This is a genomic window from Kitasatospora sp. NPDC092039 (assembly GCF_044756065.1).
GTDB lineage: Bacteria > Actinomycetota > Actinomycetes > Streptomycetales > Streptomycetaceae > Kitasatospora.
Genome location: NZ_JBIVSD010000016.1, coordinates 168,897 through 195,872, shown reverse-complemented (window position 1 = coordinate 195,872; position 26,976 = coordinate 168,897). Strand labels below are relative to the sequence as shown.

Here is a 26,976-nt window from a genome sequence, read left to right as displayed (position 1 = left end):
CCATCGTAGACAGTCGGGTTATCGGTCGTTAACCTGGCTGCGTAAGTTAACGTTAATTAACGTGGCGATCACGGGCGGACCGCACCCGGCTGCCCACCTGGTGCCGAGGGCAAGGGAGCTCTTGGGAATGGTCATCTCAACCGCCGGCACACCCACCGGTGTCCGGCTCAGCGCAGCGACCGGCACGGCGGCGCCCGGCGCCGCACCGTCCGCGGCCGCCGCACCGGCCCCCCGGCTCGGCAGCTCGGTCGACCCCGGCTCGGAGGCCTACCGCGCCAACACCGAGGCGCACCGAGCCCTGGTCGCCGAGTTGCGCGCGAAGCTCGACGCGGCCGCCCTGGGTGGCGGTGCCAAGGCCCGCGCCCGGCACACCGCGCGCGGCAAGCTGCTGCCCCGCGACCGGGTGGACACCCTGCTCGACCCGGCGTCCCCGTTCCTGGAGCTGGCCCCGCTGGCCGCCGACGGGATGTACGACGGCGCCGCCCCCGCGGCCGGTGTGATCGCCGGCATCGGCCGGGTCGCCGGACGCGAGGTGGTGGTGGTCGCCAACGACGCCACCGTCAAGGGCGGCACCTACTACCCGATGACGGTGAAGAAGCACCTGCGCGCCCAGGAGGTCGCGCTGGAGAACCGGCTGCCCTGCGTCTACCTGGTGGACTCCGGCGGCGCCTTCCTCCCGATGCAGGACGAGGTCTTCCCGGACCGCGACCACTTCGGCCGGATCTTCTACAACCAGGCCAGGCTCTCCGCCGCGGGCATCCCGCAGATCGCCGCCGTGCTCGGCTCGTGCACGGCCGGCGGCGCCTACGTCCCGGCGATGAGCGACCAGGCCGTGATCGTCCGCAACCAGGGCACGATCTTCCTGGGCGGGCCGCCGCTGGTGAAGGCCGCCACCGGCGAGGTGGTCACCGCCGAGGAGCTGGGCGGCGGCGACCTGCACTCCCGCACCTCGGGCGTGACGGACCACCTGGCCGAGGACGACGCCCACGCCCTCTCCATCGTCCGCAACATCGTCGCCGGGCTCGGCCCGCGCGAGGCCAGGCCGTGGCCGCTCACCCCGGTCGAGCCGCCGGCCGTCGACCCGGCGGGCCTGTACGGGGCCGTGCCGGTCGACCCGCGCACGCCCTACGACGTGCGCGAGGTGATCGCCCGCCTGGTGGACGGCAGCCGGTTCGCCGAGTTCAAGGCCGAGTACGGCTCGACCCTGGTCACCGGCTTCGCCCGGATCCACGGCCACCCGGTCGGCATCGTCGCCAACAACGGCGTGCTGTTCTCCGAGTCGGCCCTCAAGGGCGCCCACTTCATCGAGTTGTGCGACCAGCGCGGCATCCCCCTCCTCTTCCTCCAGAACATCACCGGGTTCATGGTCGGCCGGCAGTACGAGGCGGGCGGCATCGCCAAGAACGGCGCCAAGATGGTCAACGCCGTCGCCTGCACCCGCGTCCCGAAGCTGACCGTGGTGATCGGCGGCTCGTACGGAGCCGGCAACTACTCGATGTGCGGCCGGGCCTACTCACCCCGCTTCCTGTGGATGTGGCCGGGCGCCAAGATCTCCGTGATGGGCGGCGAGCAGGCGGCCTCCGTCCTCGCCACCGTCCGCCGCGACCAGTTGGAGGCGCACGGCGAGCAGTGGCCGGCCGAGGCGGAGGAGGAGTTCAAGCGCCCCGTCCGCGAGCAGTACGAACGCCAGGGCAACGCCTACTACGCCACCGCCCGGCTCTGGGACGACGGCGTGATCGACCCGATGGACACCCGCACCGTCGTCGGTCTCGCCCTCACCGCCTGCGCCAACGCCCCGCTGGCACCGCCCGCTCCGTACGGGGTCTTCCGCATGTGATCCCGCCCCGTCCGGCTCGTGTCACCCCTGCGTCCGTGATCCCTCCCTTCCGGGTGTGACTCCCCGGGGCGCCGGCCCACCCGAGCCGGCGCCCCGACCGCCCACCGCCACCTCCTTCGTACGGCTCCCCTCGACCCGGAGGAACGCCTCCCATGTTCGACACAGTTCTGGTCGCCAACCGCGGCGAGATCGCCCTGCGGGTGATCCGCACCCTGCGGCGACTCGGCGTCCGCTCGGTCGCCGTGTTCAGCGACGCGGACGCCGACGCGCCGCACGTCCGCGAGGCCGACGTCGCGGTCCGGCTCGGCCCGGCCGACCGCAGCGACAGCTCGGCGGCCGAGACCTACCTGCGGACCGACCAGATCCTCGCCGCCGCCCGCCGCACCGGCGCCCAGGCCGTCCACCCCGGCTACGGCTTCCTCGCCGAGAACCCCGGCTTCGCCCGCGCCTGCGCCGACGCGGGCCTCGTCTTCATCGGACCACCTCCCGGTGCGGTCGAGCTGATGGGCGACAAGATCAATGCCAAGGAGGCCGTCCGGGCCGCCGGCGTTCCGGTGGTCCCCGGCAGCCAGGCCACGGCGCCCACCGACGAGCAACTCGTCGCCGCCGCCGACGAGATCGGCTACCCCGTCCTGCTCAAGCCGTCCGCCGGTGGCGGCGGCAAGGGCATGCGCCTGGTACGGGACCCCGCCGACCTGCCCACCGAGATCGCCGCAGCCCGCCGCGTCGCCCGCACCGCCTTCGGTGACGACACCCTGCTGCTGGAGCGCTGGATCGACCGACCGCGCCACATCGAGGTGCAGGTGCTCGCCGACGCCCACGGCACCACCGTCCACCTCGGCGAGCGCGAGTGCAGCCTCCAGCGCCGCCACCAGAAACTGATCGAAGAGGCTCCCTCCGTTCTCCTCAATGCCGAGACCCGCGCCGCGATGGGCGCCGCGGCCGTCCGCGCCGCGGAGTCCTGCGGCTACACCGGCGCCGGCACCGTGGAGTTCATCGTCCCCGGCATCGACCCGGACGCCCCCGCCTCCGCCGCCGAGGGGGTGCGGGACTTCTTCTTCATGGAGATGAACACCCGTCTCCAGGTGGAACACCCCGTCACCGAACTCGCCGTCGCGGTCGGCGCGGACTCGGCCAGGCTCGACCTGGTCGAGTGGCAGCTGCGCGTCGCCGCCGGTGAACCGCTCTCATTCGCCCAGTCGGACATCTCCTTCCAGGGCCACGCCATCGAGGCCCGCATCTGCGCCGAGGACCCGGAACGGGACTTCCTGCCCACCGGCGGCCGCATCCTCACCCTGGACGAGCCCCGGGGCGAGGGCATCCGGGTCGACTCCGGGGTGGCCCCCGGAACCGTCGTCACCAGCGCCTACGACCCCATGCTCGCCAAGGTCATCGCGTACGGGCCCGACCGCCCGACCGCGCTGCGCCGGCTCCGCGCGGCGCTGGCCGACACCCGCATCCTGGGTGTCACCACCAACACCGGCTTCCTGCGCCGACTGCTCGCACACCCCGAGGTCGCCGCCGGTCGGCTGGACACCGGCCTGGTGGAGCGGACGGCCCAGGAGCAGCCGGCCCTGCTCACCGCGCCGTACTCCCCCACGACCGCGACCGCCCCGGACGCGCCCGCGGCGGCCGAGCCGCCGTCTCCCGCTCACCTCCTCTACTACGCGGCCGCGCTGGCGCGGCACCTGGAACTCACCCCGGCCGCCGACCCCGACGGCTGGACCGACCCGTTCTCCCTTCCCTCCGGCTGGCGCCTGGGCGGCACCCCCGCCTGGACCACCCACCGACTCCGAGCCCCCGGCCAGGACCCGGTGGCGGTGCGCATCCGTTCGATCACTGCGGGCAACGTAGCCGATGCCACTGACAATTCCGCCGGCCCCACCCACGAGGTGGAACTCCGGCTCGCCGAGGGCCCCGCGCACCGCGCCCGCGCGACCCTGGCCGGGGACCGGCTGCACCTGACCGTCGACGGCCTCCGGACCACGTTCTCGCTGGCCACCGACGCCACTCCCGGCCTCGCCGCCGGACCGGTGACCTGGCTCGGCACCGAGGGCGACGCCTGGCCGCTGCACGCCTACGACCCGGTCGTCGAGAGCGCCGCCGGGGCCGGGGCGCACCACGGCGCCCTGACCGCCCCGATGCCCGGCACCGTCACCGTCGTCAAGACCACGACGGGCGAGACGGTCCGCAAGGGACAGCCCCTGCTCGTGCTGGAGGCCATGAAGATGGAGCACGTGATCGCCGCGCCGCACGACGGCGTGGTGGCCGAACTGCGGGCCACCGCCGGCGCCACCGTCGCGATGGAGGACCTGCTCGTCGTGGTCGACCCGGTCGAGGACCCGGCGACCGGGGACGCCCCGGCCGAGCCGGCGGCCGCCCCCGCCGAGCCCGCGGAGGTCCGGTCGTGACCGCCCCCGCCCGCGAGCCCGACGCCCTCGACCTGGGCCTGCCCGCCCCGGTCCGCGCCCCCGGCCTGCCCGAGGAGGTCCGGATCCACGAGGTCGGACCGCGCGACGGCCTGCAGAACGAGAAGTCCCTGGTCCCGGTCGAGGTGAAGGCCGAGTTCATCGCCCGGCTCGCCGCCGCCGGGCTGCGCACCGTCGAGGCCACCAGCTTCGTTCACCCGAAATGGGTACCTCAGCTGGCCGACGCCGAGGAGCTGGTCCCCAGGCTCGCCGACCTGCCGGAGCGCCACCCCGGCCTGCGGCTGCCGGTGCTGGTGCCCAACGAGCGCGGCCTGGACCGCGCGCTCGCCCACCGCACCGCCGACATCGCGGTGTTCGCCAGCGCCACCGAGACCTTCGCCCGCCGCAACCTCAACCGCTCGGCGGACGAGGCCATGGCGATGTTCCGCCCGGTCGTGGCCCGGGCCACCGAGGCCGGGGTCGCGGTCCGCGGCTACCTGTCGATGTGCTTCGGCGACCCGTGGGAGGGCCCCGTCCCGGTCGACCAGGTGGTCCGGTTCGGCGTGCAGCTGCTGGAGCTGGGCTGCGCGGAGCTGAGCCTCGGCGACACCATCGGCGTCGCCACACCGGGCCAGGTCGGCGCCCTGCTGGCGGGCTTCGCCCGGGCCGGCGTCCCGGTCGACCGGCTCGCCGTGCACTTCCACGACACCTACGGCCAGGCGCTCAGCAACACCCTGGCGGCGCTGCGCGAGGGCGTCACCACGGTGGACGCCTCGGCGGGCGGCCTCGGCGGCTGCCCGTACGCGAAGAGCGCCACCGGCAACCTGGCCACCGAGGACCTGGTCTGGATGCTGCACGGCCTCGGCATCCGGACCGGCGTCGACCTGCGCTCCCTCGTCGCGACCAGCGGCTGGATGGCCGAGCGCCTCGGCCGCCCGAGCCCGTCCCGCACCGTCCAGGCACTGCTCGGTTCCACCGGGGGCTGACCGCCCGCCCCGTCCCGGCACCGGCCGTCCGCAGCACCCGGTCGGCGCCGCGCTCCATCCGCACCGCTCGACATCCGTCCGTCCATCACATCGTGCGTCCGTCACACCGTCCGACGGACGCCGGTCACCCCGCTCACGTCCGCGGCCGACCCGGCCGGGCGCCAGGAGGATCACCATGCTCGACCACAGGCTCAGCAGCGAGTACGAGGAACTGCGGCGCACGGTCGCCGAGTTCGCCCAGGACGTGGTGGCGCCGAAGATCGGCGAGTTCTACGAGCGGGAGGAGTTCCCCTACGAGATCGTCCGGGAGATGGGGCGGATGGGGCTCTTCGGCCTGCCCTTCCCGGAGGAGTACGGCGGCATGGGCGGCGACTACTTCGCCCTCGGCCTCGCCCTGGAGGAGCTCGCCCGCGTCGACTCCTCGGTGGCGATCACCCTGGAGGCCGCCGTCTCGCTCGGCGCGATGCCGATCCACCGCTTCGGCACCGAGGAGCAGAAGCGCGAGTGGCTGCCCCGGCTGACCTCGGGCGAACTCCTCGGCGCCTTCGGCCTCACCGAGCCGGAGGGCGGCTCGGACGCGGGGGCCACCCGCACCACGGCGCGCTACGACGAGGCCACCGACGAGTGGGTCATCAACGGCACCAAGTGCTTCATCACCAACTCCGGCACCGACATCACCGGACTGGTCACCGTCACCGCGCTCACCGAACCGATCGCTCGTTCGAGTGAAGAGGGCGAATTCCGCTCGCCTGTGCGGGAGATCTCGTCCATCATCGTGCCCACCGGGACCCCCGGCTTCCAGGTCTCGAAGAAGTACTCGAAGGTCGGGTGGAACGCATCCGACACCCGCGAACTGTCCTTTACCGACTGCCGCGTTCCCGCGGCCAACCTGCTGGGCGAGCGTGGCCGAGGCTACGCCCAGTTCCTGCGGATCCTCGACGAGGGCCGCATCGCGATCGCGGCCCTGGCCACCGGCCTGGCCCAGGGCTGCGTCGACGAGTCCGTGAAGTACTCCGGCGAGCGCCGGGCCTTCGGCCGGCCGATCGGCGCCAACCAGGCCATCCAGTTCAAGCTTGCCGACATGGAGCTGCGCGCCCACACCTCCCGCCTGGCCTGGCGGGACGCCGCTTCCCGGCTGCTGCACGGCGAACCGTTCAAGAAGGAGGCCGCGATCGCGAAGCTGTACTCGTCCGAGGCCGCCGTCGACAACGCCCGCGAGGCGACCCAGATCCACGGCGGGTACGGCTTCATGAACGAATTCCCGGTCGCCCGTTTCTGGCGCGACTGCAAGATCCTGGAAATCGGGGAGGGCACGTCTGAGGTCCAGCGCATGCTCATCGCCCGGGAGCTCGGCGTCGGTTCGTGACGACCATGTCCTGATCGTCTCCTCCTGAGCCCCGCCCACCGGGCCTGAACACCGCTCAACGCACGGCGCCATGACGAGAGTCGGGGTGTCCGAACAGTGGAGGTGGCATCAGGAGGAGACCAGGGAGAGGCTTCGGGGGAAACCTCGGCGACGAGGCCTCAGGGGATCACGATCACCGGGCGGTTGGCCCGCCGCGCCAGCCGCCCGGAGACCGAACCGAAGATCTTGCCGAGCAAACCGTGCGTCGTGCCGACGACGATCGCGTCGGCGGCGTACTCACGGCCGACCTCCTCGATCTCGTGGCAGATGTCCCCGCCGCGCTCGACCAGGATCCACGGCACCCCGGCGAGGAAGTCCGCACAGGCGAGTTCCAGGCCGAGCACCTCCGTCCGGTGGTCGGGGAGGTCGACGAAGACGGGCGGCTCGCAGCCTGCCCAGACCGTGGCGGGCAGGCGGTTGGCGACGTGCACGATCACCAGGCCGCACTGCGAACGGCGGGCCATGCCGACGGCGTAGGCGAGGGCGCGCTCGCTCGACAGCGAGCCGTCGAAGCCGACCACCACGCCGTGCTGGAACACCGGGTCGAGGGACGGCGCCGGCGCGCCCCGTCCGGACGGCTCGGCGTGCCCGCCCAGCGGGTCAGCCGAACCGGAGGGCGCCTGCGGGCGCTCTGCGCCCGGGCCCGGGCGGCCCGTCACCGGAGACCCCGCGGGGTCGGCCAGGGGCCCGCCACGCCGCTGGCGGGGCCCTGGCCGGTCACGGCGGGCGAGGCTGCCCCGACGGGCGAGGCCGCGCAGAGCGCGCGCGAAGCCCGGCGAGCCGTCACGCTCCGGGGCGGGCTCCCCTGGCTCCGCCGGTGGTGCGGCGTCGGCCGACCGGGCCTCGCCGGCCGTTCCGGACGCCTCGGCCTCCTCGGCGGCGTCGGCCGGCTCGCGCTCCGTCCGCCCACCCGGGACGCGACCCGAGGACGCGGTGGGTTGCACGTCGGCGCGTCCGTGGGCACGTCCGCCGGCAGGCCCGTCCACGCGGTCGCCGCCCGTGCTGCGGTCACCCCTGCCGCCGTCCCGACTGCCGTCCCGGCCGCCGTCGGGGTCGTCCCGGAGGTGGTCAACGCGGTCGTCCTCACCGTGGTCGCCACGATCGTCACCACGCTGGTCGGCACGCGCCTCGGCCCGGCCGTCGGAGCGGTCGGAGGGAGGCCCGCCGTCCGGGCCCACGCTGCGGGGCGTGTCCGGTTCAACCGGTCGGGGAGGCTCAAAACCAGCCATGGCTCACGGCTCTTCGATGGAGAGGGGCCGACAGGAGAGGAGGACAACGCTGCCCGGGCAGCAGGCCCGCCCACGGGATGACGTCGGTCTGCGCCGCGCAGCACCGTATGTGACCTGTTCCTTTCAGAGTACGACGGGCAGGGGGCCCCGCCCAACGGGGAAGCCCCGGAGCGGCGTTGTTCCCGCGAAAGGGGGATGCGCCCGCCGAGGCAGTGCGCCCCGCCGAGAGGCGATCGCGCCCCCTCCGGAAAAGAGGTTCCCTGGAGCTTGACTGAGCGGACCGGGCGGCGCAACAGCCCCACGGGACACCGTGACCGGACTGTCATGGATCGGCGACGATCCGTTGCGGTGCGTCGCGAACCGTGACGTCAGACCTGCCCCGACAGCCCCGGCCGCCCCACAGGTCACCACCCGCCACGGGCCCGCGGAGGCCGTTTCGGCCACTCCGTACGGCTTCGCGACGCCGTCTGGCATTTGCCAGGTGCATAGGCGTGGGCGCTGGCACCATGCTTGGCATGCCCCTGCTCCTGTTCGACCTCGACAACACCCTGCTGCCCCGGGACGCCGCGTACCGGGCCTGGGCGCAGGACCTCCTGTCCGAACACGATCTCCCACCGGGCGACCTCGACTGGTTCATCACCCTCGACGGCGGCGGCTACGTACCGCGCAGCACCGTACTGTCGGCGGTCCGGCGCCGCTACGGGCTGGACGTCTCCGCCGACTTCCTGATTGCCCACTACCGACGCGGCATCAACTCCCACATCCACTGCCCGCCCCGGCACATCGAGGCGCTGCGTGCCGCCCGGGCCGCCGGGTGGACGCTCGGGATCGTCAGCAACGGCGGCACCCGGCCGCAGTTGGAGAAGATCCGGCGGACCGGACTGGGCCCGCTGGTCGACGGCTGGGTGATCTCGGAGGAGGCCGACTGCGTCAAGCCGGACCCGTTGATCTTCGAGCTGGCCGCCCAGCGGTGCGGCGTCGCCCCCACCGGGGACTGGGCCGAACACACCTGGATGATCGGGGACCACGCGCCCGCCGACATCGCCGGTGCCGAACTGGCCGGGCTGCGCAGCGTCTGGCTGCACCACGGCCGGCCGTGGGCGGAGAGCGGCTACCGGCCGACGCTGAAGGCGGCCGGTCTGCCGGAGGCCGTCGGCCAGGTGCTGGCCGCGCGGAACGCGCCCTCGCCCCGGCCGGGCGTCCGCTCCGACGGGCCGCTCCGGAAGGCGGCAGCGGGGATGCCGGTACGCGCGACGGCGCTGGTCGGCGCACGGTCCGGCGCACGTCCCGCGGTGGCCGCTCAGGAGGGTCCGAGTGCATCCGTCCCCGCCACCGCCGGGACGGTCGGCGAACCCGTCCCCGCAGGCGGGCCGGGTGTCCGAAACCGATCCAGCGGGTTTGCCGTGATCGCCGAAGCCCGCACGGAGGCCGGAGCGGGTGCCGGCGGCCGAGCAGGCCGGGCCGCGGACGCTCTCCGCCCCGCACCGGTCCCGGCCGTCGTCACGACCGCAGCCGTCCGCCCGACGCCCCTCGCCACCCGCTCCGGGGCCGGTAGCGCCGCACCCGCCGCCCCACCCGCCACCGTGGCGGCCGCCCAGTAGCGCCCCGCTCCCCCACCCTCCGCCTCCGCCGTCCCCGAGGCCTACCCCACCCGCCCGCCAGCCGTCGGCCGCTGTCGTCAGCCGCCCGCCTGCCCCGCCCGCTCCCCTTACCCCACCCGCCCCGGCTACTCCGTCGGCTCGACCGACGTACTGGTCCACCAGCAGGTGCGGGCCCGCTCGACGAACCCGAGCTTGCGGTAGAGCGGTTCGCCGAGCGAGGTGGCGACCAGGGTGGCCGGGCGGTCCGGGTGCGCGTGGGCCAGGGCGGTCTGGAGGACGGCGCGGGCCACCCCCCGGCCGCGCCAGTCGGGCAGGGTGGCGACCCAGTACACGCCGGTGGCCCGGCCGTCGTCGTAGGTGAGGCAGGTGCCCGCCACCGCGCCGTCGACGCGGCCGAGCCAGCCCCGCCAGCCGGGCACGTCCAGCAGTCGTTCCGGGAGTGCCTCGCCCCGGACCCAGGGCTGTCGGGCGGGCAGCGGGAAGCCCTCCACCACCGCCCGCTCGACCATCGCGAAGCCGTCGCCGTCCTTCGCCTCATCGACCGTCAGCACCCCGCCCCCGTGGGCCTCCGAGACCGCGGGCAGGACGGCGGTGGCTCCCTCGACCGGTCCGGGGTCGCGGACCATCACCGGCATGACCGGCATCCGGGTGGCCCCGAGGCCGCTGAGGTCGAGCCCGTCGTACGGGTCCTCCACGGTGCAGCGCATGGTCGACCACTCGGTCATCAGGTCCGCCAACTCCTGCTCCAGGGCACCCGGTTCGGCGTAGGGCCGGGTCACCACGAAGCGGTGGGCGTCGTCCGGGGTGCGGGCGCACCGGACCGCGGTCAGCCCCGGACGGGTGCGGGACCGCCAGCCGTGGACGCGGGCTTGGGCGAGCCAGAAGGCGGCGGCGTTGTCGTTGGCCCGTTCGAGCCGGCTGTCGGTGTTCACGGCAGGACCGTAACCCGGCGGTCCGGTTGCCGGTTCCGCCGTCCTGGGCTTGGCCGGATGAAGCCTGGGAGGCGCACGACTTCTCCCCGTGCGCCCCCTCGTGCACCGCCGATTTTCGGTCAATTTCGCGCCGATCCCTCCCGCTTGGGCAAATCCGCAGCCCAGACCTGCCGGCCGGGCGCACCGGAGCCGGACGCCCCAGGAACCGCCCCGCGACAACCAGCCACCGTTACCCCGGCCCTCTTCCCAGAAAGGTCGACGGGTGCCACGCTTCGTGATCGAATGCATCACGCCAAATTGCCATGTCGACATAGCGTCGGATGGTGAACTTGTCACAACGGCAATGGTCCGCCCGATAGATTTCGATCTTGGCTAGCAGTGCCGCACCACCCACACCACACCACCGAGGGGGCTTGAGCGCCTTGAGCAGGGTGAGCAGGAGCGACGCGGGTCCTGACAGCGGCCAGGAGGCGGCGGGGAACGCGGGTCGGTCCGCGAGAAGCACCGGCACCGCCTCGATCGCCACCACCCGCACCTCCGGCACTCCGGGCAGCTCGGGCGCCGCCTCGCACTCCCCGTACTCCGCGGTGCCCTCCCCCGGAACGGGCGGCGGCATCGGCCACGGTGCGGCGCCGGGCGCCGCGGACCACGGCGCGACGGCGCCCTACGGGGGCCAGTCCCCCTACGGCGGCCAACCCGCCTTCGGCGGCCAGTCGTCCTTCGGTGGACCGCCCTACGGCGGACAGCCCGTCAACCGAGGAGCCGTCAACCCCGGCCCGGGCTACGGCAGCGAACACCCGAACCATTCCGGCCATCCCGGACACCTCGCCCACCCGGGCCACCCCAACCATTCCGGCCACCCCGGCTACGGCGGCCACCCCGGCTACTCCGGCTACGGCGGCGGCGCCCCGGGCCCGAACGGCGCCTCCGCCGCGGCCCCCGGCCCCGGCGGCGCCCCGCTCGGCGGCCTCGCGCTCGGCGCCGGCTCCGGCCACGGCCACGGGCACGCCCCGCTGGGGCACGGCGGCCCCGGCGCGAACGGCTCCCAGACCCCGGTGACGGCCTCCGCCCCCCGCAAGCTGTCCGGCCGGCGCCGCCGGGAGACCGTCGCGGTGCTGATCTTCGGCGGCGCCCCGATCTTCGAGAGCTCCATCCCGCTCTCCGTCTTCGGTGTGGACCGCCAGGACGCCGGGGTGCCCCGCTACCGCCTGCTGGTCTGCGCCGGGGAGGAGGGCCCGCTGGCCACCACCGGCGGCCTGACCCTCTCCGCCCCGTACGGTCTGGAGGCGCTCGCCCGGGCCGGCACGATCGTCGTACCGGCCTGGCGCTCGATCTCCCAGCCCCCGCCGGTCGAGGCGATCACCGCCCTGCGCAAGGCCCACCACGAGGGCGCCCGGATCATCGGGCTCTGCACCGGCGCCTTCGTCCTGGCCGCCGCCGGCCTGCTCGACGGCCGCCCGGCGACCACCCACTGGATGTACGCGCCGACGCTCGCCAAGCGCTACCCGCGGGTCCACGTCGACCCGCGCGAGCTGTTCGTCGACGACGGCGACGTGCTCACCTCGGCCGGCACCGCCGCCGGCATCGACCTCTGCCTGCACGTGGTGCGCAGCGACCACGGCGCCGAGGCGGCCAACGCGCTGGCCCGCCGGCTGGTGGTGCCGAGCCGCCGCGGCGGCGGAGGACAGGCCCAGTACATCGATCAGTCTTTACCGGAGGAGATCGGCAACGACCCGCTGGCCGAGGTGGTCACGTGGGCGCTGGAGAACCTCAACCAGCAGTTCGACGTCGAAGTGCTGGCGGCTCGCGCGTACATGAGCCGGCGCACCTTCGACCGGCGGTTCCGCACGCTCACCGGCAGCGCGCCGTTGCAGTGGCTGATCACCCAGCGGGTGCTCCAGGCGCAGCGGCTGCTGGAGACCTCGGAACTGTCGGTGGACGACGTCGCGCGCCGGTGCGGGTTCCGTTCGCCGGTGGCGCTGCGCGGACACTTCCGCCGCCAGCTCGGGGTCTCCCCGGCCGCGTACCGGACCAGCTACCGGGCCCGCCGGCCCGGTCAGCAGCCGTCCGCGTCGACCGGTCCGCTCGGCGACCTCCGGCTGCCCGGGGCGCTGCCGCACCCGACGGGCGCGGTCGCCCCGGCGGGCGGGCCGGTGTTCGGCGGGGCGCACGGCGTGCCGTCGGCGCAGCCGTTCCCGGCCGGGCCGGGGTCGCCGGTGCCGGTCGGTCCGCACGGCCAGCAGGTGGCCCACGGCCAGCACGGTCAGCACGGCCAGCAGCACGGGCAGTCGGGAGCGCACGGCCAGCCCGGCGGGTTCGGTCCGGGCCAGGTCGGGACGCCGACCGGCCAGCCCTTCCACGCCCGCGCCGGTCAGCCGTACCCGCACCAGCAGTCCGCGCAGCAGCCGCACCCCGGGCAGCAGGGTGCGGCGGGCCGCGGCGCGCTGCGGCCTCCGGTCGTTCCGCCGCAGGCCGGACCGGGTGCGGGGACCGGACGTCCGCCGCGCACCGCCGAGCACGCTGCGGCGGAGGACGGCCTCCCGCAGCCGGGGGCCCGCGGCCAGGGCCAGGGGCACCGCAGCGCGGCCGAGCGGCCCGCCGAGGAGCCGGGCGCGGCCGGGCGCGGTCACGGCGCGGCCGCCGGACGGATGCCGGGCCCGGCAGGGCAGCCGGGCTCCGGGACGGGCGAGCTCCGCGGTCGCCAGGCCCGGGCTCCGCAGGCCCGTGGCCAGGCCGGCCGGCCCGCGGCCGAGGGTGCCCGGACGGCGCGCGAGGCCCGGACCGGACGGGACGGCCACGCGGTCCGGACCGGCCGGGAGGGCGAGCACCCGGACGGCCACGGCGCGCACGACGGGCCGGAGGAGCGCCAGGCCGAGGCGCCCCGCTCGGCTCCACCGGTCCCCGCGGCGCGTGATCGCGCCGTAGGGTGAGTTGCGTGAATGACCGTTTGGTATGGATCGACTGTGAAATGACCGGCCTCGACCTCGTCCAGGACGCCCTGGTCGAGGTCGCGGTGCTGGTGACGGACTCCGAGCTGAACATCCTCGGCGAGGGCGTGGACGTCATCATCCGGCCGCCGGCGGAGGCGCTGGCGAACATGCCCGAGGTGGTGCGCACGATGCACACCTCCTCCGGGCTGCTGGAGGAGCTGGAGCAGGGCGTGACCCTGGCCGAGGCCGAGGCCCGGGTGCTCGCCTACGTGCGCGCGCACGTGCCGGAGGCCGGGAAGACCCCGCTGTGCGGCAACTCGGTGGCCACCGACCGCGGCTTCCTGGCCCGGGACATGCCGACCCTGGAGAAGCACCTGCACTACCGGATCGTGGACGTCTCCTCGATCAAGGAGCTGGCCCGCCGCTGGTACCCGAAGGCGTACTACAACAGCCCGCGGAAGGGCGGCAACCACCGGGCGCTCGCCGACATCCGGGAGAGCATCAACGAACTGCGGTACTACCGCGAGGCGGTGTTCGTCCCGCAGCCCGGACCGGACGCCGACACCGCGCGGGCGATCGCCGGGAAGTACCAGGCCCCGGCGGGCTGAGCCCGGCACCCACCCGGCAGGCTGAGCCCGGCGCCCACCCGGCGAGCTGGGCCCGGAACTGTCCGGCAAGCTGGGCCCGGACCGCCCGGCGGAACCCCGCCGGAGGGTCGGAGAGGGTGCCCGCGTCCGTCCGAACGGAACCCTGGCGCGAGCACCCTCTCGGATCCTGTAGAGTTCTTCCTGTCGGAACGGGAACGCGAGAGCGGGAACGGACCGGACAGATGGTGGGTGTAGCTCAGTTGGTAGAGCACCTGGTTGTGGTCCAGGTGGCCGCGGGTTCGAGTCCCGTCACTCACCCCAGAGCCTGAGGGGCCGATCTCTTCAAGAGATCGGCCCCTCAGGCGTTTTCGCGCCCCCTCAACCGTGCACGGCCTCAGTTGCCCGCTCCCCCACCGGTATGTGCGCCCCGTCACACCCGCCCCACGGGTCGAGTTCCGCCCGGCCCCTGCCACCGGTAGCTACTGACTAGTAACATCGCGGCCATGACCACACCGACGATCGGCAAGATGCTCGACGACACCGTGCCGATGGCGCACACCCTGAACCTGAAGTACCTGGAGACCTCCCCGGAGCGCGCCGTGCTCCAACTCCCGGACCAGCCCGCGTACCACAACCACCTCGGCGGCCCGCACGCCGGCGCGATGTTCACGCTGGCCGAGTCCGCCAGCGGCTGCATCGTGCTCGCCGCCTTCGGCGCCCAGCTGTCCCGGGCCGTGCCGCTCGCCGTGAACGCCGAGATCGCGTACAAGAAGCTCGCCATGGGCGAGGTCACCGCCACTGCCGTGCTCGGCCGCCCGGCCGCCGAGGTCGTCGCCGAGCTGGACGCCGGCGGCCGCCCCGAGTTCCCGGTCACCGTCGAGATCACCCGCGCCGACGGCGCCGTCACCGGAGTGATGACGGTCACCTGGACCCTGCGTCCCAACTCCTGACCGCCACGCGGTCGGTGGCCCCGGGAGCGCCGGCCCCGGGGCCACTCGTACGATGACTGTCCGTGACGGCGGGCGTGACCTCACCGACCGGCCGCTCGTTCTCGACTCACGTGCGAGCCAATCACGCGACCGAGCCCCCGGCACCCGCCCCCCGCGGCGTCGCGGGTGCCCGCCTCGGGATCGCCCGGTGGCTGCCCCGCCCCCGTGCCGTCGCAGCCGCCGGGGCCCTGCTCGCACAGCTCTGGGGCTTCGGCGCCCCCGGCGCGTACGCGGCCGCCGTCGACCCGCCGGATCCGACCCGGCCCGCCGTCCGCCGCGCGCTTCCCGGCGCCCCGGTGCTCGACCGCCCGGTGCTCGACGGACCCGCCCTCGACGGGCAGTCAGCCGAACGTCCCGTCGGGTCCGGGCCGTCGGCGGTCGGGCCGCCGGACCGCTCACCCGGACCGGCCGGGGAACCGGCCGGCGACGGCCCGACCGACGGGATCACCGGGGCCGCCGGTGCGGTCGGCGGCACCCTCCGGGAACGCATCCGGGCCGGCGGACTGCCCCTGCCCGGTCAGCGGGCGGCCGTCCCCGACGCCTTCGCACTCGCCTCCGGCCTGCTCGCCACCGCCCCCGCCCGGTCCCGGCCCGACGGATCGCACGCCTCCCGCGAGGGCGGTCCCGCCGACCCGCCCTCCACCGCCCGGCGCCGCGCCGACGCCGCCCGCCCCGGCGTTCCCCGGCACCGCGAGGCGGTGGGGGAACCGCTGCTCCAGGAGGCGGCGGCCACCACCGCCGACGAGGCCGGGCCCGCCACCGCGCTCGGCAGGACGGCGGGCTCCGCCGCTCCCCCCGCATCGGACGACGGCGGGACGCCCGACCCGGTGGCCATCGCCGACACCGCCGCGGCGACCACCTCCGGCGACGGTTCCGCCACCCTGACCGCCGTCCTCGCCCCCATCGCCGCCGGGTTGCTGCTCACCGGTGCCGCCATGTGCAAGCACCGCGGACTGCCGCGCGGCCACTGAGCCGGACTGAGCGGGCCCGGGCCTCCGGCCACACCGCGAGCGCGGTCGGCACGAGCAGCGGCGCTCCGGTCGCCGGCCTAGGCCGCGGCCAGGTCCAGGACCAGCTGCGGGAGTTCACGCCCCGGGATCGAGCCGGACGGGACGCTGCCGATCCGGACCGCCCCCATCGCCAGGTAGAACGGCTCCGCGTTCGGGTCGGAGTCGATGGTGAGCCTGCGCAGACCGAGCGCCCCGGCGAGGGTCCTGGCCCGTTCGAACAGCGCGCGGCCGACCCCGCGGCCGATCCACTCGGGCTCGACGAAGAGCTGGTCCAGTGATCCGGTCGGCGGTGCTCCGGAGAGCGAGACGAACCCCAGCACCCGCCCGCCGTCCTCGGCCACCACGGTGGCCGAGCGCTCGATCACGCCGGCGTCCATGGTCAGCTCCTCCCGGCAGGCGTCCATGAACACCTCGTCGTAGCCCCAGTACGCCTTGGACCGCAGCGCGATGCCGGTGAGCAGCGCGGCGTCCTCCGGCCGGGCCGGTCTGATCTGCATGGCGCTCCCCGAGGTCGACGGCCGGACGGCAGCGTCATTGTCGGCCTCGGTTCGGTCGTCCGCCAACGTTTTTCGGTCGGCGGCGCGGCGCGGAGGAGTACGGCGGTACGCACACGGCCGCGCAGGCCGGGCGCCGACGAGCGGGCCGTCAGCGGAAGACCCCCGGCGGGGGTTCCGGGGACGGGGCCGCCGTGGCGTCCGTGGCCGGGGTGGCGCCGGCGGCGAAGTCGGTGAGGGCGCGGCCGTGTTCGACCCGGGCGTGGGCGGAGTCGGAGGCGGCGCGGCGGGTGAGGTCGGCGATCGGGAGCGGGGTGTGGGCCGCGGCCAGGACGAGGTTGCCGAAGCGCTTGCCGCGCAGCACGGCGGGGTCGGCGATCAGGCACAGCTCGGGGAAGACCGCCCCGAGGGTGGCGACCTGGGAGCGGGCGAAGGGCAGGGCGCCGCCGTCGGCGATGTTGGCGGCGTACCAGCCGCCGGGGGCGAGGGCCCGGGCGGCGAGGGTGGTGAACTCGACGGTGGTGCAGTGGGCCGGGGTGCGGGCACCGGAGAAGACGTCGGCGATCACCAGGTCGACGCCGCCCTCGGGGGTGCGCTCCAGCACGCTACGGGCGTCCGCGCCGCGCACCTTGATCTGCCAGCCGCGTTCCAACGGGAGTTCGGCGCGGACGAGTTCGGTGAGCGCGGTGTCGATCTCGGCGACCTGCTGGCGGGAGCGCGGCCGGGTCGCGGCGGTGTAGCGGGCGAGGGTGAGGGCGCCGCCGCCGAGGTGCAGGACGGTGATCGGGCGGCCGGGCGGGGCGACCAGGTCGATCAGGTGGCCGAGCCGGCGCTGGTACTCGAAGCCGAGGTGGGTGGGGTCGGCGAGGTCGACCAGGGACTGCGGGGCGCCGTCGATCAGCAGCGACCAGGCGGCGGGGCGGTCGCGGTCGGGGCGCAGCTCGGCGAGGCCGGAGCCGACGGGACGGCTGAGCGCACCCTGGGCGTGGGTGCGTCCGCCCGGTCCGGTGGTGGCCGCCGGTTCCGGGGTGCGCGCGGCTCTGCTGCTTCGTCCCATGGCGGCCATTATCGCCGCCGGGGCGGTACACCCACAGGTCAGGGGCGTGTCGCGGGGGCCCCGCCGGAGGCTGACGGGCCCGGCGGGATCCGCGCGGCACGCCCGCTAGAACGGGCCGAGGCCGCCGGCGGTGAGCGTGCAGGCGGCCTCGCAGAGGGCGGAACGGAGCACCCAGGCGTCGGTGGGGCGGGCGGTGCGGCCGACGCCGGAGGGGGGGATCACCCAGCGCGGGTCGGTGGCGGCGGGCACGAACGCGCCCGAGGTACAGGTGCTGCCGGGCAGGTGCCAGGTCTCCCAGGTGCCGGCCGGGACGAGGAAGGAGACGGTGCTGCCGTTGCGGCTCTGCAGCACGGCTCCGCAGGCGCGGCGCAGTCTCAGGATGTCGACGGCCTCCAGACCGTGCCGCAGCGCGACGGTCACGGTGTCGCAGGTGCCGGCGAGCACTCCCCCGGGGACGGGTCGGTGCTGCGGCAGTCCGGTGGCCGTCATGGGACCTCCTGTACCTCGTCGGGTCCGGAAGCACAGCCGCTGGGAGGGGTCGCCGGGCTTGGGACCGGCCGGGCGACGGCATGGGCTTTCCGCGTACCAGGAGAACGCGGCGGGGGCGGAGCAGGCCACGGGGCGCATTACAGCAAGGCATGGCATTTCATGGCGGATATCCCGCAACATCGCCCCTTTTGCCCTGGATTGATGACCGATGTCCCACCAACCGAATGTGTCCGACCGGTGACTCCGAGTACTCTCGGCGCCATGGCAGCCACCCCACCGGCCGAGCCGAACCGACCGTCCCCCAACCTCGTGATGCGCGCACTGCGCGGCGACCGCTCTCCCGGCGAGTTCGCCACGGCCGTCCGCAGAGCCGCCCGCGAGATCGGCGAGCACGTGTCCTGCGACGCCCGCTACGTCGGACGGATCGAGTCCGGTGAGATCCGCTGCCCCAACTACGCCTACGAGCGGGTGTTCCGGCACATGTGGCCGGACCGCACGCTCGCCGACCTCGGCTTCGCCTCCCGGACCTCCGTCCGCCGCCGCTCGGCGGTCGGGCACGGCGGGCGGAGCGAACCGCCTCCGCTCCACCCGACGTTCCCGCCCCTGCCCGCCCCGCGCTCACCACTCTCCACTCAACTCCCGTACGCTGCCTCGCCGTACGCGGATCCAACCGCGCCGGACGGGCCCGCGTGGCCGAGTCCCGGCACGGTGCCCCGGGGGCCCGATGGATCGCCCTATCTCGACGAGGAGAACGACGACGTGCGTCGCCGTACGTTCCTGGCCGGCGGCACCACCGCGCTGGCCGCCGTGATCGGCATCGACCGACCGGCCGCGGCCGCCGGCCGGCAGGCCGGCGCCGACCACGCCTCCCGTGCGCCCGCCGGCCGAACCGCCCTCCCCGGTGCGGAGTTCACCGCGCCGTCGCTGCTCGGCGGCGAACCGCCGGTGCCCGGCCGGCCGGGGCCGGTGGCGCCGCTGCGCCGGGTCGGCACCGCCGAGGTGCTCCGCGTCGAACAGGCCGTCCGGGAGATCCGGCTGGCCGACGACGCGCACGGCGCCGACGCCCTGTACGAGCTCGCCGGCCAGTCGCTGCGCAACGCGTACGTGCTGCTCAACGAGTGCGACCACAGCGCCGAGACGGAGCGCCGGCTCCAGTCCGGGGCCGGCGAACTCGCCATCTCCGTCGGCTGGTTGGCCCATGACTCGAACCGGCTCGCGGACGCCCGCTCGTTCTACTCCGAGGCGCTCGCCACCGCCCGGATGGCCGGGGACTCCGCCCTGGAGGCGCACGTCTTCTGCAACAGCGCCTTCCTCGCCCGGGACGCCGGCCGTCCGCGCGAGGCGCTGCGCGCCGCCCAGGCCGGGCAGGCCGCCGCCCGGGAGCTGGACTCCGACCGGCTGCTCGCCCTGCTGGCCATGCGCGAGGCCGGTGCCTGGGCGCTGCTGCAGGACCGCGCTTCCTGCGAGCGGGCGCTCGGCCGGGCGTACACCCTGTTCGACCGGGGCCCCGGCGAGCAGGACCCGGAGTGGATGTCCTTCTTCAGCGAGGCCGAGATCGCCGGCCTCCAGTCGCAGTGCTGGTCGGCGCTCGGCGACTGGGACCGCGCCAGCGAGCAGGCCGGGCTGGCGATAACGCTCCAGAAGCCGCACTTCGTCCGCAACCGGGTGCTGTACACCGCCGAACTGGCCCACGACCGGCTCGGCCGCGGGGACCTGGCGGGCGCGGCGCACCACGGATCGGCCGCCGTCGCACTGTTCGGCGACGTGCGCTCGGCCCGGATCCGGAGCATGCTCGCGGACACCGCCGGACGGCTGCGCCCGCACGTCGCGGTGCCCGAGGTGCGCCGGTTCCTGGCCGACTACGACCGGGCGACGGCCGCCTAGCGGAAGGCGGCCGGCCCTCGCCCGGAGCAGGGCCCGGAAGCGGGGCCCGGGAGCGGTCCGGCGGCGGCCAGGGCGTCAGTGCCCGGCGGTCAGGCCCTCCAGGTGGGACAGGTCGTTCCAGACCTCCACCGCCGGAGCCCCGTACTCCCACGAGAGCACGCAGAGCGCGGCCGTACCGAGCTTGAACCGCTGGGCGAACTCCGGCGGCAGGCCCAGCCAGCGGGCGGTCAGGATGCGCAGCAGGTGGCCGTGCGCGAACAGGACGACGTCCTGGTCGGCGCAGTGCATCACGGTGGTGTCCTGCTCCGGGACGCCGTGCTCCTCGTTGAGGCCCGCCAGGAAGGCGTCCACCCGGGCGGCCACCTCGGAGAGCTTCTCGCCGCCCGGCACCCCGTCGCGCCAGATCAGCCAGCCGGGGTGGTCGGTGGCCCGGATGTCCGCGCCGGTGCGGCCCTCGTACTGGCCGTAGTCCCACTCCAGCAGCTCGGGGCGTTCCACCGCGCGGTCGCCGAAGCCGGCCAGCTCGCAGGTCTCCTCGGCCCGGCCGAGCGGGCTGGTGTAGACGAGCGCGTCCGGCAGCCCGTTCCAGGGGGCCTTGGTCAGGCGGGCGCCGAGGGCCCGGGCCATCGCCCGGCCCTCCTCGGTCAGCGGGATGTCGGTGCGGCCGGTGTGGCGGCCGGTGGCGGACCACTCGGTCTCGCCGTGGCGGACCAGCACGATTCGGGCGGGCATGGGGGCTCCTCGGAACGGGGCGGTGGCAACGGTCGGTCTCACCCTTGAGCACCGGGCTCCATGATCCCCCACCCGGACGGCGGCCACGATCGCGGGGGCCGTCGCCGGCGGTGACGGTCGCCGGGGCCGGCGGCCCGCGACGTGCCGGGCATCCGGCCGGGGCCGCCGGGCAGGTCGCGAACGGCCCGTCCGCGCCGCGTTGTCGGACCCGGATGCGACACTGGGCCGCACCATGAACGTCTCGACGAACGTCCCGCCCCGCGGGCACGCTGAGCCGCTCGCCCAGCGGCTCGCGGAGCTGCGCGGACCGGCCCCGCAGCGCAGTCTGAACGCCCGCTCCCTCGCCGCGCTCGCCGCCAACCCGGGCTGCCACCGCCGCGCCGTGCTCGACGCGGCCGGGGTGGACAAGTCGGCGCTGGCGGCCCGGCTCGGCCGCCCCGCCCCCTTCGGCCAGTCCCCCTTCGCCATCGCCCGCGGCGTGATCTTCGAGTCCCGGCTGAAGGCCGACGGCTACGCCCCGCTGCTGGAGCCGCTCCGCCACCACCTCGGCGTCCCGGCGGACGGCCACGCCCCGCTCCAGGTGCCGGACCTGCTGCACCGCTCCGGCCCGGCGGTGCGCGCCGACCGGACGGCCGAGGCACTGGCCCGGGCGGCCGCCGACCCGGAGGCCTGGACGCTGCTGGACCACCCGATGCTGCGCCTGGGGGTGGCCGGCAGCACGGCCTACCTGGAACCGGACGCGCTGGTGGTGCACGGCGGGCGGTGCACGGTGGTCGAGATCAAGTCCTTCCCGGTGCTGGACGGCAGCGCGGACCCGGCCAAGGTCGGCGCGGCCGCCCGGCAGGCGGCCGTGTACGTGCTGGCGCTCCAGCAGGCCGCCGCCGCGGCGGCCGGGCAGCCGCTCGCCGAGGACCCGTACACCGAGCAGCGGCTGCCGGGCAGTCCGCGCACCAGCGTGCTGCTGGTCTGCCCGAAGGACTTCGGCAACCGGCCGACCGCGGTCGCCGTGGACGTCCGCCGCGAACTGGCCACCACCCGCCGCCAGCTGAGCCGGATGACCGGCATCGGCCGGCTGCTGGCGGTGCTGCCGCCGGACGCCGACTTCGACCTGGCCGCCGACGAGGACGGCACGCCGGCCCGGACCGCCGAACAGCTGACCGCCTCGGTCGAGGCGGTGCCCGCCGCCTACAGCCCGGACTGCCTCTCCACCTGCGAACTCGGCTTCCACTGCCGTGCCCGGGCCCGCTGCGACGACCGGGTCGAGCAGCTCGGCCGGGGCGTGCGCGGCGAGCTGGGCAGCATCCGTACGGTCGCCGAGGCGCTGGCCGCCGCCGGCACGAAGAGCGGCGACCTGGACGGCGCGGACGAAGCCGCAGAGCGCCTGGCCTACGCGGCCGCCCTGCGCGCCGAAGCGCTGGGGACGGGCGCATGAGCGGGCGAATCGTCGGGAGGCGCGGGTGGGCGAATGCCCCTGCCGAGCGGAGCGAGGCGGGCGCATGAGCGAGCGCAGCGAGCGAATCATCAAGAGGCGCGGGTGGGCGAATGCCCCTGCCGAGCGGAGCGAGGCGGGCGCATGAGCGAGCGCAGCGAGCGAATCATCAAGAGGCGCGGGTGGGCGAATGCCCCTGCCGAGCGGAGCGGGGCGGGCGCATGAGTCTCCTGACCACCCTCGCCCGGCTGGAGGCCGTCCGCAGCGGCCGGGCCGAGCCGCTGGCCACCGTCCGGCACCGGCACCTGTCGGACCGCCCGATGGTGCTGGTCCCGCTGACCGCCGCCGGCGAGTCCGGCGCGCCCCTCGCGGTGATGCTCGGCACCGACCGGGACGCGCCCCGGCTGCACCTGGTGCCGCAGCCGCTCAACCGCACCCTGCGGTTCGACTTCCTGGCCGAGCTGGCCGCCGACCTGCTGCCCTACCTGGAGTCCTTCGCCGAGGACGTCGAGCAGATCGAGGGCTCCGAGAAGGACCCGGAGACCGGCGAGAAGACCCAGGTGTTCCGCGAGCTGTGCGCGGACGCCCCGCAGCTGATCGTGCCGAACAGCGCGGGCGTGCACCACCTCGCCCTGATCGGCCGCTCGACCCGATTCCGCCGCACCGCCGAGGACGAGGAGCCGGGCCCGTACCCGGCGCCGGTGCGGGTGCCGCTGCTCGGCCGCTGGCTGACCCACCTCACCGACCGCGCCCAGGTGCCCGGCTCCTCGCTGCTGCTGCCGATGACCGGACTGCTGGCCCGGCACTGGGCGACCGGCCAGAGCCACCTGGAGGACCAGCACCTGGCGGCCCGGCTCGCCTGGCACCGCCCGCCGCCCGGCCTGACCGGCGCGCAGGCGGCCGAGCTGGCCGAGTCCGCCCGGGACGACCGGGGGCAGCTGCTGCACCCGCCGGCCGGCCCGGCCACCGACCCCCGCTTCGACGAGGTCGTGCTCGCCCCGGCGATCGCCCGCTACGACTCCGCCGTGAGCGCCCTGCGGCACAGCACCGAGCAGCGCGACGAGGCCGCCGCCGCGCGCGCCCGGACGGCCGTGCGGGCCGCGGTGACGGCGCTGGAGGAGGCACTGACGTCCGTCCTGCTGCCCACCTGGCACGACGTCTGGCAGGGCCTGGACCTGCTGCGCGCCCTGCCGCCGGCCGGACACCTGGCGGAGCGCTGGACCGGCGACCGCTGGTCCTACACCGGCCACCGGGACCGGCTGGCGGCCGGCGAGCCGCCGCAGCCCCGGCAGGACGACGCCGTCACCGCGGCCCGCAAGCTCGCCCAGCGCGAGCGCGAGCAGGCCCGGCTCGACGTCCAGGAGGCGCTGGACGACCCGCTGGCGATGGCCGAGCACCGGCTGGCCGGCGAGGCGTTCAGCGGGGTGGTCACGGAGGTGGTGCCGGACTGGGACACCACCGGCCGCTCCCCCAAGCCGCGCCCGCTGGTCACCCTGCGCACCGCCGACCGCCCGCACGCGGACCTCGGCCGGGAGGTGCACCGGGTCTGGGCGTCCCCCCGGCCGGAGGGCGGGGCGGCGCCGTCGGCGCAGAAGGCCGAGATCGTGGCGGTGGACACCGCCGAGGGCACCCTCACCCTGCGGGTGCTCTCCGGCATGGGCCGCAGGAAGGAGCCGGAGCCGGGCAGCCTGCCCGAGCCCGGCGAGTCGGTCACCTTCACCCTGTTCGAGCTGACCGTGCGCCAGTCCGCGCCGCTGCCCGAGCCGGACGACACCCCGTGGACCCACGGCGGCCCGCCCGGCGCCGCTCCCGTGCCCGCCCCGTCCGCCTCCGAGGAGTGGGAATGAGCCGTCCGACGACCCCCGACCAGGCCCCGGGCGCGGCCGCCGACGCCGCGGTGGCCCGGATCCTGGCGGCCACCGTCCACCCGCCCGCCGGCGCCCCGCGCGGCGTGGTGGTGGACTCCCCGCCCGGCGCCGGGAAGTCGACGCTCGTGGTGCGGGCCGCCCGCGAGCTGGTCGGGGCCGGCGAGCGGCTGATGATCGTCGCCCAGACCAACGGCCAGGTGGACGACCTGGTCGGCCGACTGGCCGAGAAGGCGCCGGACCTGACGATCGGCCGGCTGCACGCCGCGGACTCCCGGCCCGCCCCGGAGGTGCTGAAGCACGCCAACGTCACGCCCTCGGACAAGGTCGCCGACCTGGTCGAGCAGGACGTGGTGATCTCCACCTCGGCCAAGTGGCAGTGGGTGCGGGCCGAGGCCCCGTGGCGGCACGCGATCGTCGACGAGGCGTACCAGATGCGCTCGGACGCCCTGCTCGCGGTGGCCCGGCTGTTCGAGCGGGCGCTGTTCGTCGGCGACCCGGGCCAGCTGGACCCGTTCACCGTGGTCGGCACCGAGCAGTGGGCCGGGCTGTCGTACGACCCGTCCAGCAGCGCGGTGGTCACCATGCTGGCGCACAACCCGGAGATCGAGCCGCACCGGCTGCCGGTCTCCTGGCGGCTGCCCGCCAGCGCCGCGCCGCTGATCTCGCGCGCCTTCTACCCGTACACGCCGTTCCGCTCCGGCACCGGCCCGGCGGACCGCCGGCTGACGGCCGCCGTGCGCCCGGACGGCTCGGCCCTGGACGCGGCGATCGACCGGGCCGCCGAGCACGGCTGGGCCCTGCTGGAGCTGCCCGCCAGGCACACCGTACGGACCGACCCGCAGGCCGTGGCGGCCGTCGCGGCGGCCGTCCGCCGGCTGCTGGAGCGCGGGCTGACCGCCCACTCCGAACAGGGCGGGGCCCCGCTCACCGCGGACCGGATCGCCGTCGGCACCGCTCACCGGGACCAGGCGGCGGCGGTGCGCGCGGCACTGCTCAGGGCGGGCGTGCCGGTGGACGGGGCGGCCGGCCCGGCCGTCACGGTGGACACCGCCAACCGTCTGCAGGGCCGCGAGTACGACGTCACCGTGGTGCTGCACCCGCTCTCCGGGCGCCCTGACGCGACCGCCTTCCACCTGGAGACCGGCCGGCTCTGCGTGCTCGCCTCCCGGCACCGGCACGCCTGCATCGTGGTGGCCCGGGCCGGGATCGCCGAGCTGCTGGACGAGCACCCCGCGACCGAGCCGGTGCAGCTGGGCGTGCCGGTGGCCTTCCCGGACGGCTGGGAGGCCAACCACCAGGTGCTGCACCACCTGAGCGGCCACCGGGTGCACCTGCGGTAGGGCTCGGCCCTCGGTAGGGCTCGGTCGCCGGTAGGGCTCAGTCCTCGGTCTCGCAGACGGCGAAGGCCCGGACGGACTCGTTCTTGGCCCGCACCCACCAGGTGGTGGGGGGCTCCTGGTCGGGCGCGGGCCCGTTGTAGACCACGGTGGTGGGCTCCTCGCGCATGAGGACGTACCCGCCACCGGTCAGGTGGGTGCCGCTCGGACAGGTCGCCGACGACCAGCCGTCAGGGGCGCTCGGCTCTCCGACCACCACCTTCGCCGTCTCCTCGGCGACCGCCGGAGTCGCCGCGGCCAGGCCGAGCAGGGCGGGGGCGGCCAGCAGGACGCCGACGGAGCGGATCTTTCGCCTGTTCATGGGGATCTCCCGGTTCTGTGACTGGTCGGTACGTCCGCGGCACCCTGCCAACCGGTTCGCATGCGACCAGGACACTGGGCGCGCGAGGCGCACGCCCGGCGCGCGCCGGGGAATAGCGCTTGCGTGCGCACCGTTCCGCTACCGGCCACCGCCGCGAGACAATGGACGGCGGCCACGACCGGGCGGCGCAGCCCGGAGCAGATTCCGTCCTCCCCCACCCGAGACCCGGAGGTGTCCGTCCATGCCCGACTCCCCAGAGTCGTCCGAGCCCACCAGGCGCGTACGTCCGGTGCAGCTGCTGTTCGAGCCGCAGTCCGCCGAACCCGAGCCGGAACGATTCTTCGACCTGGAGTCGATCGAGGACCCGGCGGAGCTGCTGCGCCGCTCCACGGAACTGGCCCTGGCCTTCCGGGCCGCCGCCGAGCGGGCCACGGACTTCCAGGCGGTCGCCGCCGCCCAGCTCGCCGACCCGCGCCGGTTCGACGCGCTGTCCGACGCCGAGGTCGGTCGGCGGGCCGACTGGACCCCGGACTACGCCGCCAAGATGATCGAGTACGGCCGCACCCTGCTCCAGCCGCGCCGGCACGAGGACTGAGCCCCCGAGCGTCGACCCGGGCAAGGGCCCCTGGCATATGCGCGGCGGGGAAGGGTACGCCGTCCCCCGCCGCGCTGTCCGGCGAACCGCGCTTTCCGTCCCGCCGGGGGCACCCGCCGCGCAGGCTGCTCCCCGTGGAGATCTGGACACAGCAGTCGGTGACGCAGCAGTCGGTGACGCGGCAGTCGGTGACGCGGCAGTCGGTGGTGTACCCCTCGGTGGTGCACCCGTCGGTGGAGTACGTCGACGCGGCCGGGGAGGCCTGGCTCGCCTCCGCCAGCGAGTACCCGCGCAGCATGCGCGCCCTGTGGGAGAGCCGCCCCTGGGCGTCCTCGGTGCTGCCCTGCGGGCGCGCCTTCGACGTGATCAGCATGCCGGCGCTGTTCGGCCGCCGCGTGCTGGACGAGCTGTGGGCGTCCGGGCCGGGCTGCGGGCCGGTGGCCGCCCACCGCGGGCGGCTGCTGCTGTTCGTCCAGCCGGGCGCGGCGCCCCGGCTGCGCCGGCTGCTGGCCTGGGAGGAGTGGGCCCGGGACGTGCCGCCGCTGCTGTGCCACGGCAGGGGCGACGCGGTGACCGTGCCGCCCCTGCAGCGGATGGTGAACAGCCCGGACTCCCCGGGGCAGGGCGCCGGCCGGTGGATCGTCGCGCCGGAGGGGCGGGAGCCCCGGCTGCCCGGCGCCGCGGTGGTGCTCTGGGCCTGCGTGCGGGCGGCGCGCGAGCCGGTCCCGGCCGGGGCGGCCCCGGTGGCCGGGGGGTGAACGCGGGGCGGCCGGTATTCGATTTTGGCTCGGCCGCACGGCGCTGCTAGAGTCTTCT

Annotated in this window: 21 protein-coding genes, 1 tRNA gene and 1 pseudogene; 16 read left to right on the top strand and 7 right to left on the bottom strand. The window is 75.4% G+C overall.

All coding sequences use genetic code 11. From position 1 onward, the window contains the following. Nucleotides 1–127 precede the first annotated feature (127 nt). The 4 genes from ACIQI7_RS28400 to ACIQI7_RS28385 all read left to right on the top strand — a co-directional run bounded on the left by ACIQI7_RS28400 (nt 128) and on the right by ACIQI7_RS28385 (nt 6,597). Nucleotides 128–1,837: a carboxyl transferase domain-containing protein gene (locus ACIQI7_RS28400; RefSeq protein WP_401115068.1), complete on the top strand. Its 1,710-nt coding sequence runs from the start codon at nt 128–130 to the stop codon at nt 1,835–1,837. A gap of 152 nt (nt 1,838–1,989) precedes the next feature. Continuing rightward, a complete protein-coding gene (locus tag ACIQI7_RS28395; protein WP_401115065.1) occupies nt 1,990–4,248 on the top strand; it encodes a biotin carboxylase N-terminal domain-containing protein in 2,259 nt (752 codons plus the stop codon). Further along, the gene (locus ACIQI7_RS28390; RefSeq protein WP_401115062.1) at nt 4,245–5,231 is read left to right on the top strand and encodes a hydroxymethylglutaryl-CoA lyase; all 987 of its coding nucleotides are present in this window, start codon (nt 4,245–4,247) and stop codon (nt 5,229–5,231) included. The genes ACIQI7_RS28395 and ACIQI7_RS28390 overlap by 4 nt, the downstream gene beginning before the upstream one ends. Before the next feature lie 175 nt (nt 5,232–5,406). Continuing rightward, complete coding sequence (locus ACIQI7_RS28385; protein WP_380668090.1) at nt 5,407–6,597, top strand: acyl-CoA dehydrogenase family protein; 1,191 nt, start codon at nt 5,407–5,409, stop codon at nt 6,595–6,597. A gap of 158 nt (nt 6,598–6,755) precedes the next feature. On the opposite strand, the gene ACIQI7_RS28380 is transcribed toward ACIQI7_RS28385, so the two are convergent. Next, complete coding sequence (locus ACIQI7_RS28380; protein ID WP_401115129.1) at nt 6,756–7,232, bottom strand: universal stress protein; 477 nt, start codon at nt 7,230–7,232, stop codon at nt 6,756–6,758. A gap of 1,148 nt (nt 7,233–8,380) precedes the next feature. On the opposite strand from ACIQI7_RS28380, the gene ACIQI7_RS28375 reads away from it, so the two are divergent. Further along, the gene (locus ACIQI7_RS28375; RefSeq protein WP_401115058.1) at nt 8,381–9,466 is read left to right on the top strand and encodes an HAD-IA family hydrolase; all 1,086 of its coding nucleotides are present in this window, start codon (nt 8,381–8,383) and stop codon (nt 9,464–9,466) included. Nucleotides 9,467–9,591: 125 nt separating this feature from the next. On the opposite strand, the gene ACIQI7_RS28370 is transcribed toward ACIQI7_RS28375, so the two are convergent. Continuing rightward, nucleotides 9,592–10,398 (bottom strand): GNAT family N-acetyltransferase, encoded by an 807-nt coding sequence (locus ACIQI7_RS28370; protein WP_401115055.1) that lies wholly within the window; start codon nt 10,396–10,398, stop codon nt 9,592–9,594. A gap of 1,055 nt (nt 10,399–11,453) precedes the next feature. Between ACIQI7_RS28370 and ACIQI7_RS28365 the strand changes: the two are divergent. The 5 genes and pseudogenes from ACIQI7_RS28365 to ACIQI7_RS28345 form a co-directional block, all read left to right on the top strand. Next, a pseudogene (locus tag ACIQI7_RS28365) lies at nt 11,454–12,459 on the top strand (helix-turn-helix domain-containing protein); the annotation flags it as partial. Between the two features lie 874 nt (nt 12,460–13,333). Continuing rightward, the gene (orn, locus tag ACIQI7_RS28360) at nt 13,334–13,936 is read left to right on the top strand and encodes an oligoribonuclease (RefSeq protein WP_401115052.1); all 603 of its coding nucleotides are present in this window, start codon (nt 13,334–13,336) and stop codon (nt 13,934–13,936) included. Between the two features lie 224 nt (nt 13,937–14,160). Further along, nucleotides 14,161–14,236, top strand: a tRNA-His gene (locus tag ACIQI7_RS28355). A 182-nt stretch (nt 14,237–14,418) separates the two neighbouring features. Continuing rightward, the gene (locus ACIQI7_RS28350) at nt 14,419–14,865 is read left to right on the top strand and encodes a DUF4442 domain-containing protein (protein ID WP_401115049.1); all 447 of its coding nucleotides are present in this window, start codon (nt 14,419–14,421) and stop codon (nt 14,863–14,865) included. A 110-nt stretch (nt 14,866–14,975) separates the two neighbouring features. Then, nucleotides 14,976–15,875 (top strand): hypothetical protein, encoded by a 900-nt coding sequence (locus ACIQI7_RS28345; RefSeq protein ID WP_401115046.1) that lies wholly within the window; start codon nt 14,976–14,978, stop codon nt 15,873–15,875. A gap of 77 nt (nt 15,876–15,952) precedes the next feature. On the opposite strand, the gene ACIQI7_RS28340 is transcribed toward ACIQI7_RS28345, so the two are convergent. The 3 genes from ACIQI7_RS28340 to ACIQI7_RS28330 form a co-directional block, all read right to left on the bottom strand. Beyond that, nucleotides 15,953–16,411, bottom strand: a complete 459-nt coding sequence (locus ACIQI7_RS28340; protein WP_401115043.1) for a GNAT family N-acetyltransferase — start codon at nt 16,409–16,411, stop codon at nt 15,953–15,955. A gap of 148 nt (nt 16,412–16,559) precedes the next feature. Then, nucleotides 16,560–17,465 (bottom strand): spermidine synthase, encoded by a 906-nt coding sequence (locus ACIQI7_RS28335; protein WP_401115040.1) that lies wholly within the window; start codon nt 17,463–17,465, stop codon nt 16,560–16,562. 105 nt (nt 17,466–17,570) lie between these two features. Then, nucleotides 17,571–17,954 carry a hypothetical protein gene (locus ACIQI7_RS28330; RefSeq protein ID WP_401115037.1) on the bottom strand — a complete coding sequence of 128 codons (384 nt, stop codon included), beginning with the start codon at nt 17,952–17,954 and terminating at the stop codon, nt 17,571–17,573. Between the two features lie 261 nt (nt 17,955–18,215). Between ACIQI7_RS28330 and ACIQI7_RS28325 the strand changes: the two genes are divergently transcribed. Then, on the top strand, nt 18,216–19,838 hold the full coding sequence (locus ACIQI7_RS28325; protein WP_401115034.1) for a tetratricopeptide repeat protein: 1,623 nt from the start codon (nt 18,216–18,218) through the stop codon (nt 19,836–19,838). Nucleotides 19,839–19,913: 75 nt separating this feature from the next. Here ACIQI7_RS28325 and ACIQI7_RS28320 read toward each other — a convergent pair whose 3' ends face one another. Then, the gene (locus ACIQI7_RS28320) at nt 19,914–20,570 is read right to left on the bottom strand and encodes a histidine phosphatase family protein (protein WP_401115031.1); all 657 of its coding nucleotides are present in this window, start codon (nt 20,568–20,570) and stop codon (nt 19,914–19,916) included. 232 nt (nt 20,571–20,802) lie between these two features. On the opposite strand from ACIQI7_RS28320, the gene ACIQI7_RS28315 reads away from it, so the two are divergent. The 3 genes from ACIQI7_RS28315 to ACIQI7_RS28305 all read left to right on the top strand — a co-directional run bounded on the left by ACIQI7_RS28315 (nt 20,803) and on the right by ACIQI7_RS28305 (nt 25,207). Beyond that, nucleotides 20,803–22,002, top strand: coding sequence for a hypothetical protein (locus ACIQI7_RS28315; protein WP_401115028.1), 1,200 nt, complete (start codon nt 20,803–20,805; stop codon nt 22,000–22,002). Nucleotides 22,003–22,220: 218 nt separating this feature from the next. After that, complete coding sequence (locus tag ACIQI7_RS28310) at nt 22,221–23,846, top strand: hypothetical protein (RefSeq protein ID WP_401115025.1); 1,626 nt, start codon at nt 22,221–22,223, stop codon at nt 23,844–23,846. After that, the gene (locus ACIQI7_RS28305) at nt 23,843–25,207 is read left to right on the top strand and encodes an AAA domain-containing protein (RefSeq protein WP_401115022.1); all 1,365 of its coding nucleotides are present in this window, start codon (nt 23,843–23,845) and stop codon (nt 25,205–25,207) included. Before ACIQI7_RS28310 ends, ACIQI7_RS28305 begins: the two co-directional genes overlap by 4 nt. A gap of 37 nt (nt 25,208–25,244) precedes the next feature. On the opposite strand, the gene ACIQI7_RS28300 is transcribed toward ACIQI7_RS28305, so the two are convergent. Next, complete coding sequence (locus ACIQI7_RS28300; RefSeq protein WP_401115019.1) at nt 25,245–25,565, bottom strand: hypothetical protein; 321 nt, start codon at nt 25,563–25,565, stop codon at nt 25,245–25,247. Between the two features lie 241 nt (nt 25,566–25,806). Between ACIQI7_RS28300 and ACIQI7_RS28295 the strand changes: the two genes are divergently transcribed. Then, complete coding sequence (locus tag ACIQI7_RS28295) at nt 25,807–26,160, top strand: hypothetical protein (protein WP_387757023.1); 354 nt, start codon at nt 25,807–25,809, stop codon at nt 26,158–26,160. A 188-nt stretch (nt 26,161–26,348) separates the two neighbouring features. After that, nucleotides 26,349–26,918, top strand: a complete 570-nt coding sequence (locus ACIQI7_RS28290; protein WP_401115125.1) for a bifunctional DNA primase/polymerase — start codon at nt 26,349–26,351, stop codon at nt 26,916–26,918. Nucleotides 26,919–26,976: the final 58 nt, after the last annotated feature.

What these genes read in the sequence shown, in the direction of transcription:
- ACIQI7_RS28330 (WP_401115037.1), bottom strand. Translation starts at nt 17,954, where the DNA reads ATGACGGCCACCGGACTGCCGCAGCACCGACCCGTCCCCGGGGGAGTG.
- ACIQI7_RS28320 (WP_401115031.1), bottom strand. Translation starts at nt 20,570, where the DNA reads ATGCCCGCCCGAATCGTGCTGGTCCGCCACGGCGAGACCGAGTGGTCC.
- ACIQI7_RS28385 (WP_380668090.1), top strand. Translation starts at nt 5,407, where the DNA reads ATGCTCGACCACAGGCTCAGCAGCGAGTACGAGGAACTGCGGCGCACG.
- ACIQI7_RS28340 (WP_401115043.1), bottom strand. Translation starts at nt 16,411, where the DNA reads ATGCAGATCAGACCGGCCCGGCCGGAGGACGCCGCGCTGCTCACCGGC.
- ACIQI7_RS28315 (WP_401115028.1), top strand. Translation starts at nt 20,803, where the DNA reads ATGAACGTCTCGACGAACGTCCCGCCCCGCGGGCACGCTGAGCCGCTC.
- ACIQI7_RS28300 (WP_401115019.1), bottom strand. Translation starts at nt 25,565, where the DNA reads ATGAACAGGCGAAAGATCCGCTCCGTCGGCGTCCTGCTGGCCGCCCCC.
- ACIQI7_RS28350 (WP_401115049.1), top strand. Translation starts at nt 14,419, where the DNA reads ATGACCACACCGACGATCGGCAAGATGCTCGACGACACCGTGCCGATG.
- ACIQI7_RS28375 (WP_401115058.1), top strand. Translation starts at nt 8,381, where the DNA reads ATGCCCCTGCTCCTGTTCGACCTCGACAACACCCTGCTGCCCCGGGAC.
- ACIQI7_RS28395 (WP_401115065.1), top strand. Translation starts at nt 1,990, where the DNA reads ATGTTCGACACAGTTCTGGTCGCCAACCGCGGCGAGATCGCCCTGCGG.
- ACIQI7_RS28295 (WP_387757023.1), top strand. Translation starts at nt 25,807, where the DNA reads ATGCCCGACTCCCCAGAGTCGTCCGAGCCCACCAGGCGCGTACGTCCG.
- ACIQI7_RS28335 (WP_401115040.1), bottom strand. Translation starts at nt 17,465, where the DNA reads ATGGGACGAAGCAGCAGAGCCGCGCGCACCCCGGAACCGGCGGCCACC.
- ACIQI7_RS28400 (WP_401115068.1), top strand. Translation starts at nt 128, where the DNA reads ATGGTCATCTCAACCGCCGGCACACCCACCGGTGTCCGGCTCAGCGCA.
- ACIQI7_RS28305 (WP_401115022.1), top strand. Translation starts at nt 23,843, where the DNA reads ATGAGCCGTCCGACGACCCCCGACCAGGCCCCGGGCGCGGCCGCCGAC.
- ACIQI7_RS28310 (WP_401115025.1), top strand. Translation starts at nt 22,221, where the DNA reads ATGAGTCTCCTGACCACCCTCGCCCGGCTGGAGGCCGTCCGCAGCGGC.
- ACIQI7_RS28325 (WP_401115034.1), top strand. Translation starts at nt 18,216, where the DNA reads ATGGCAGCCACCCCACCGGCCGAGCCGAACCGACCGTCCCCCAACCTC.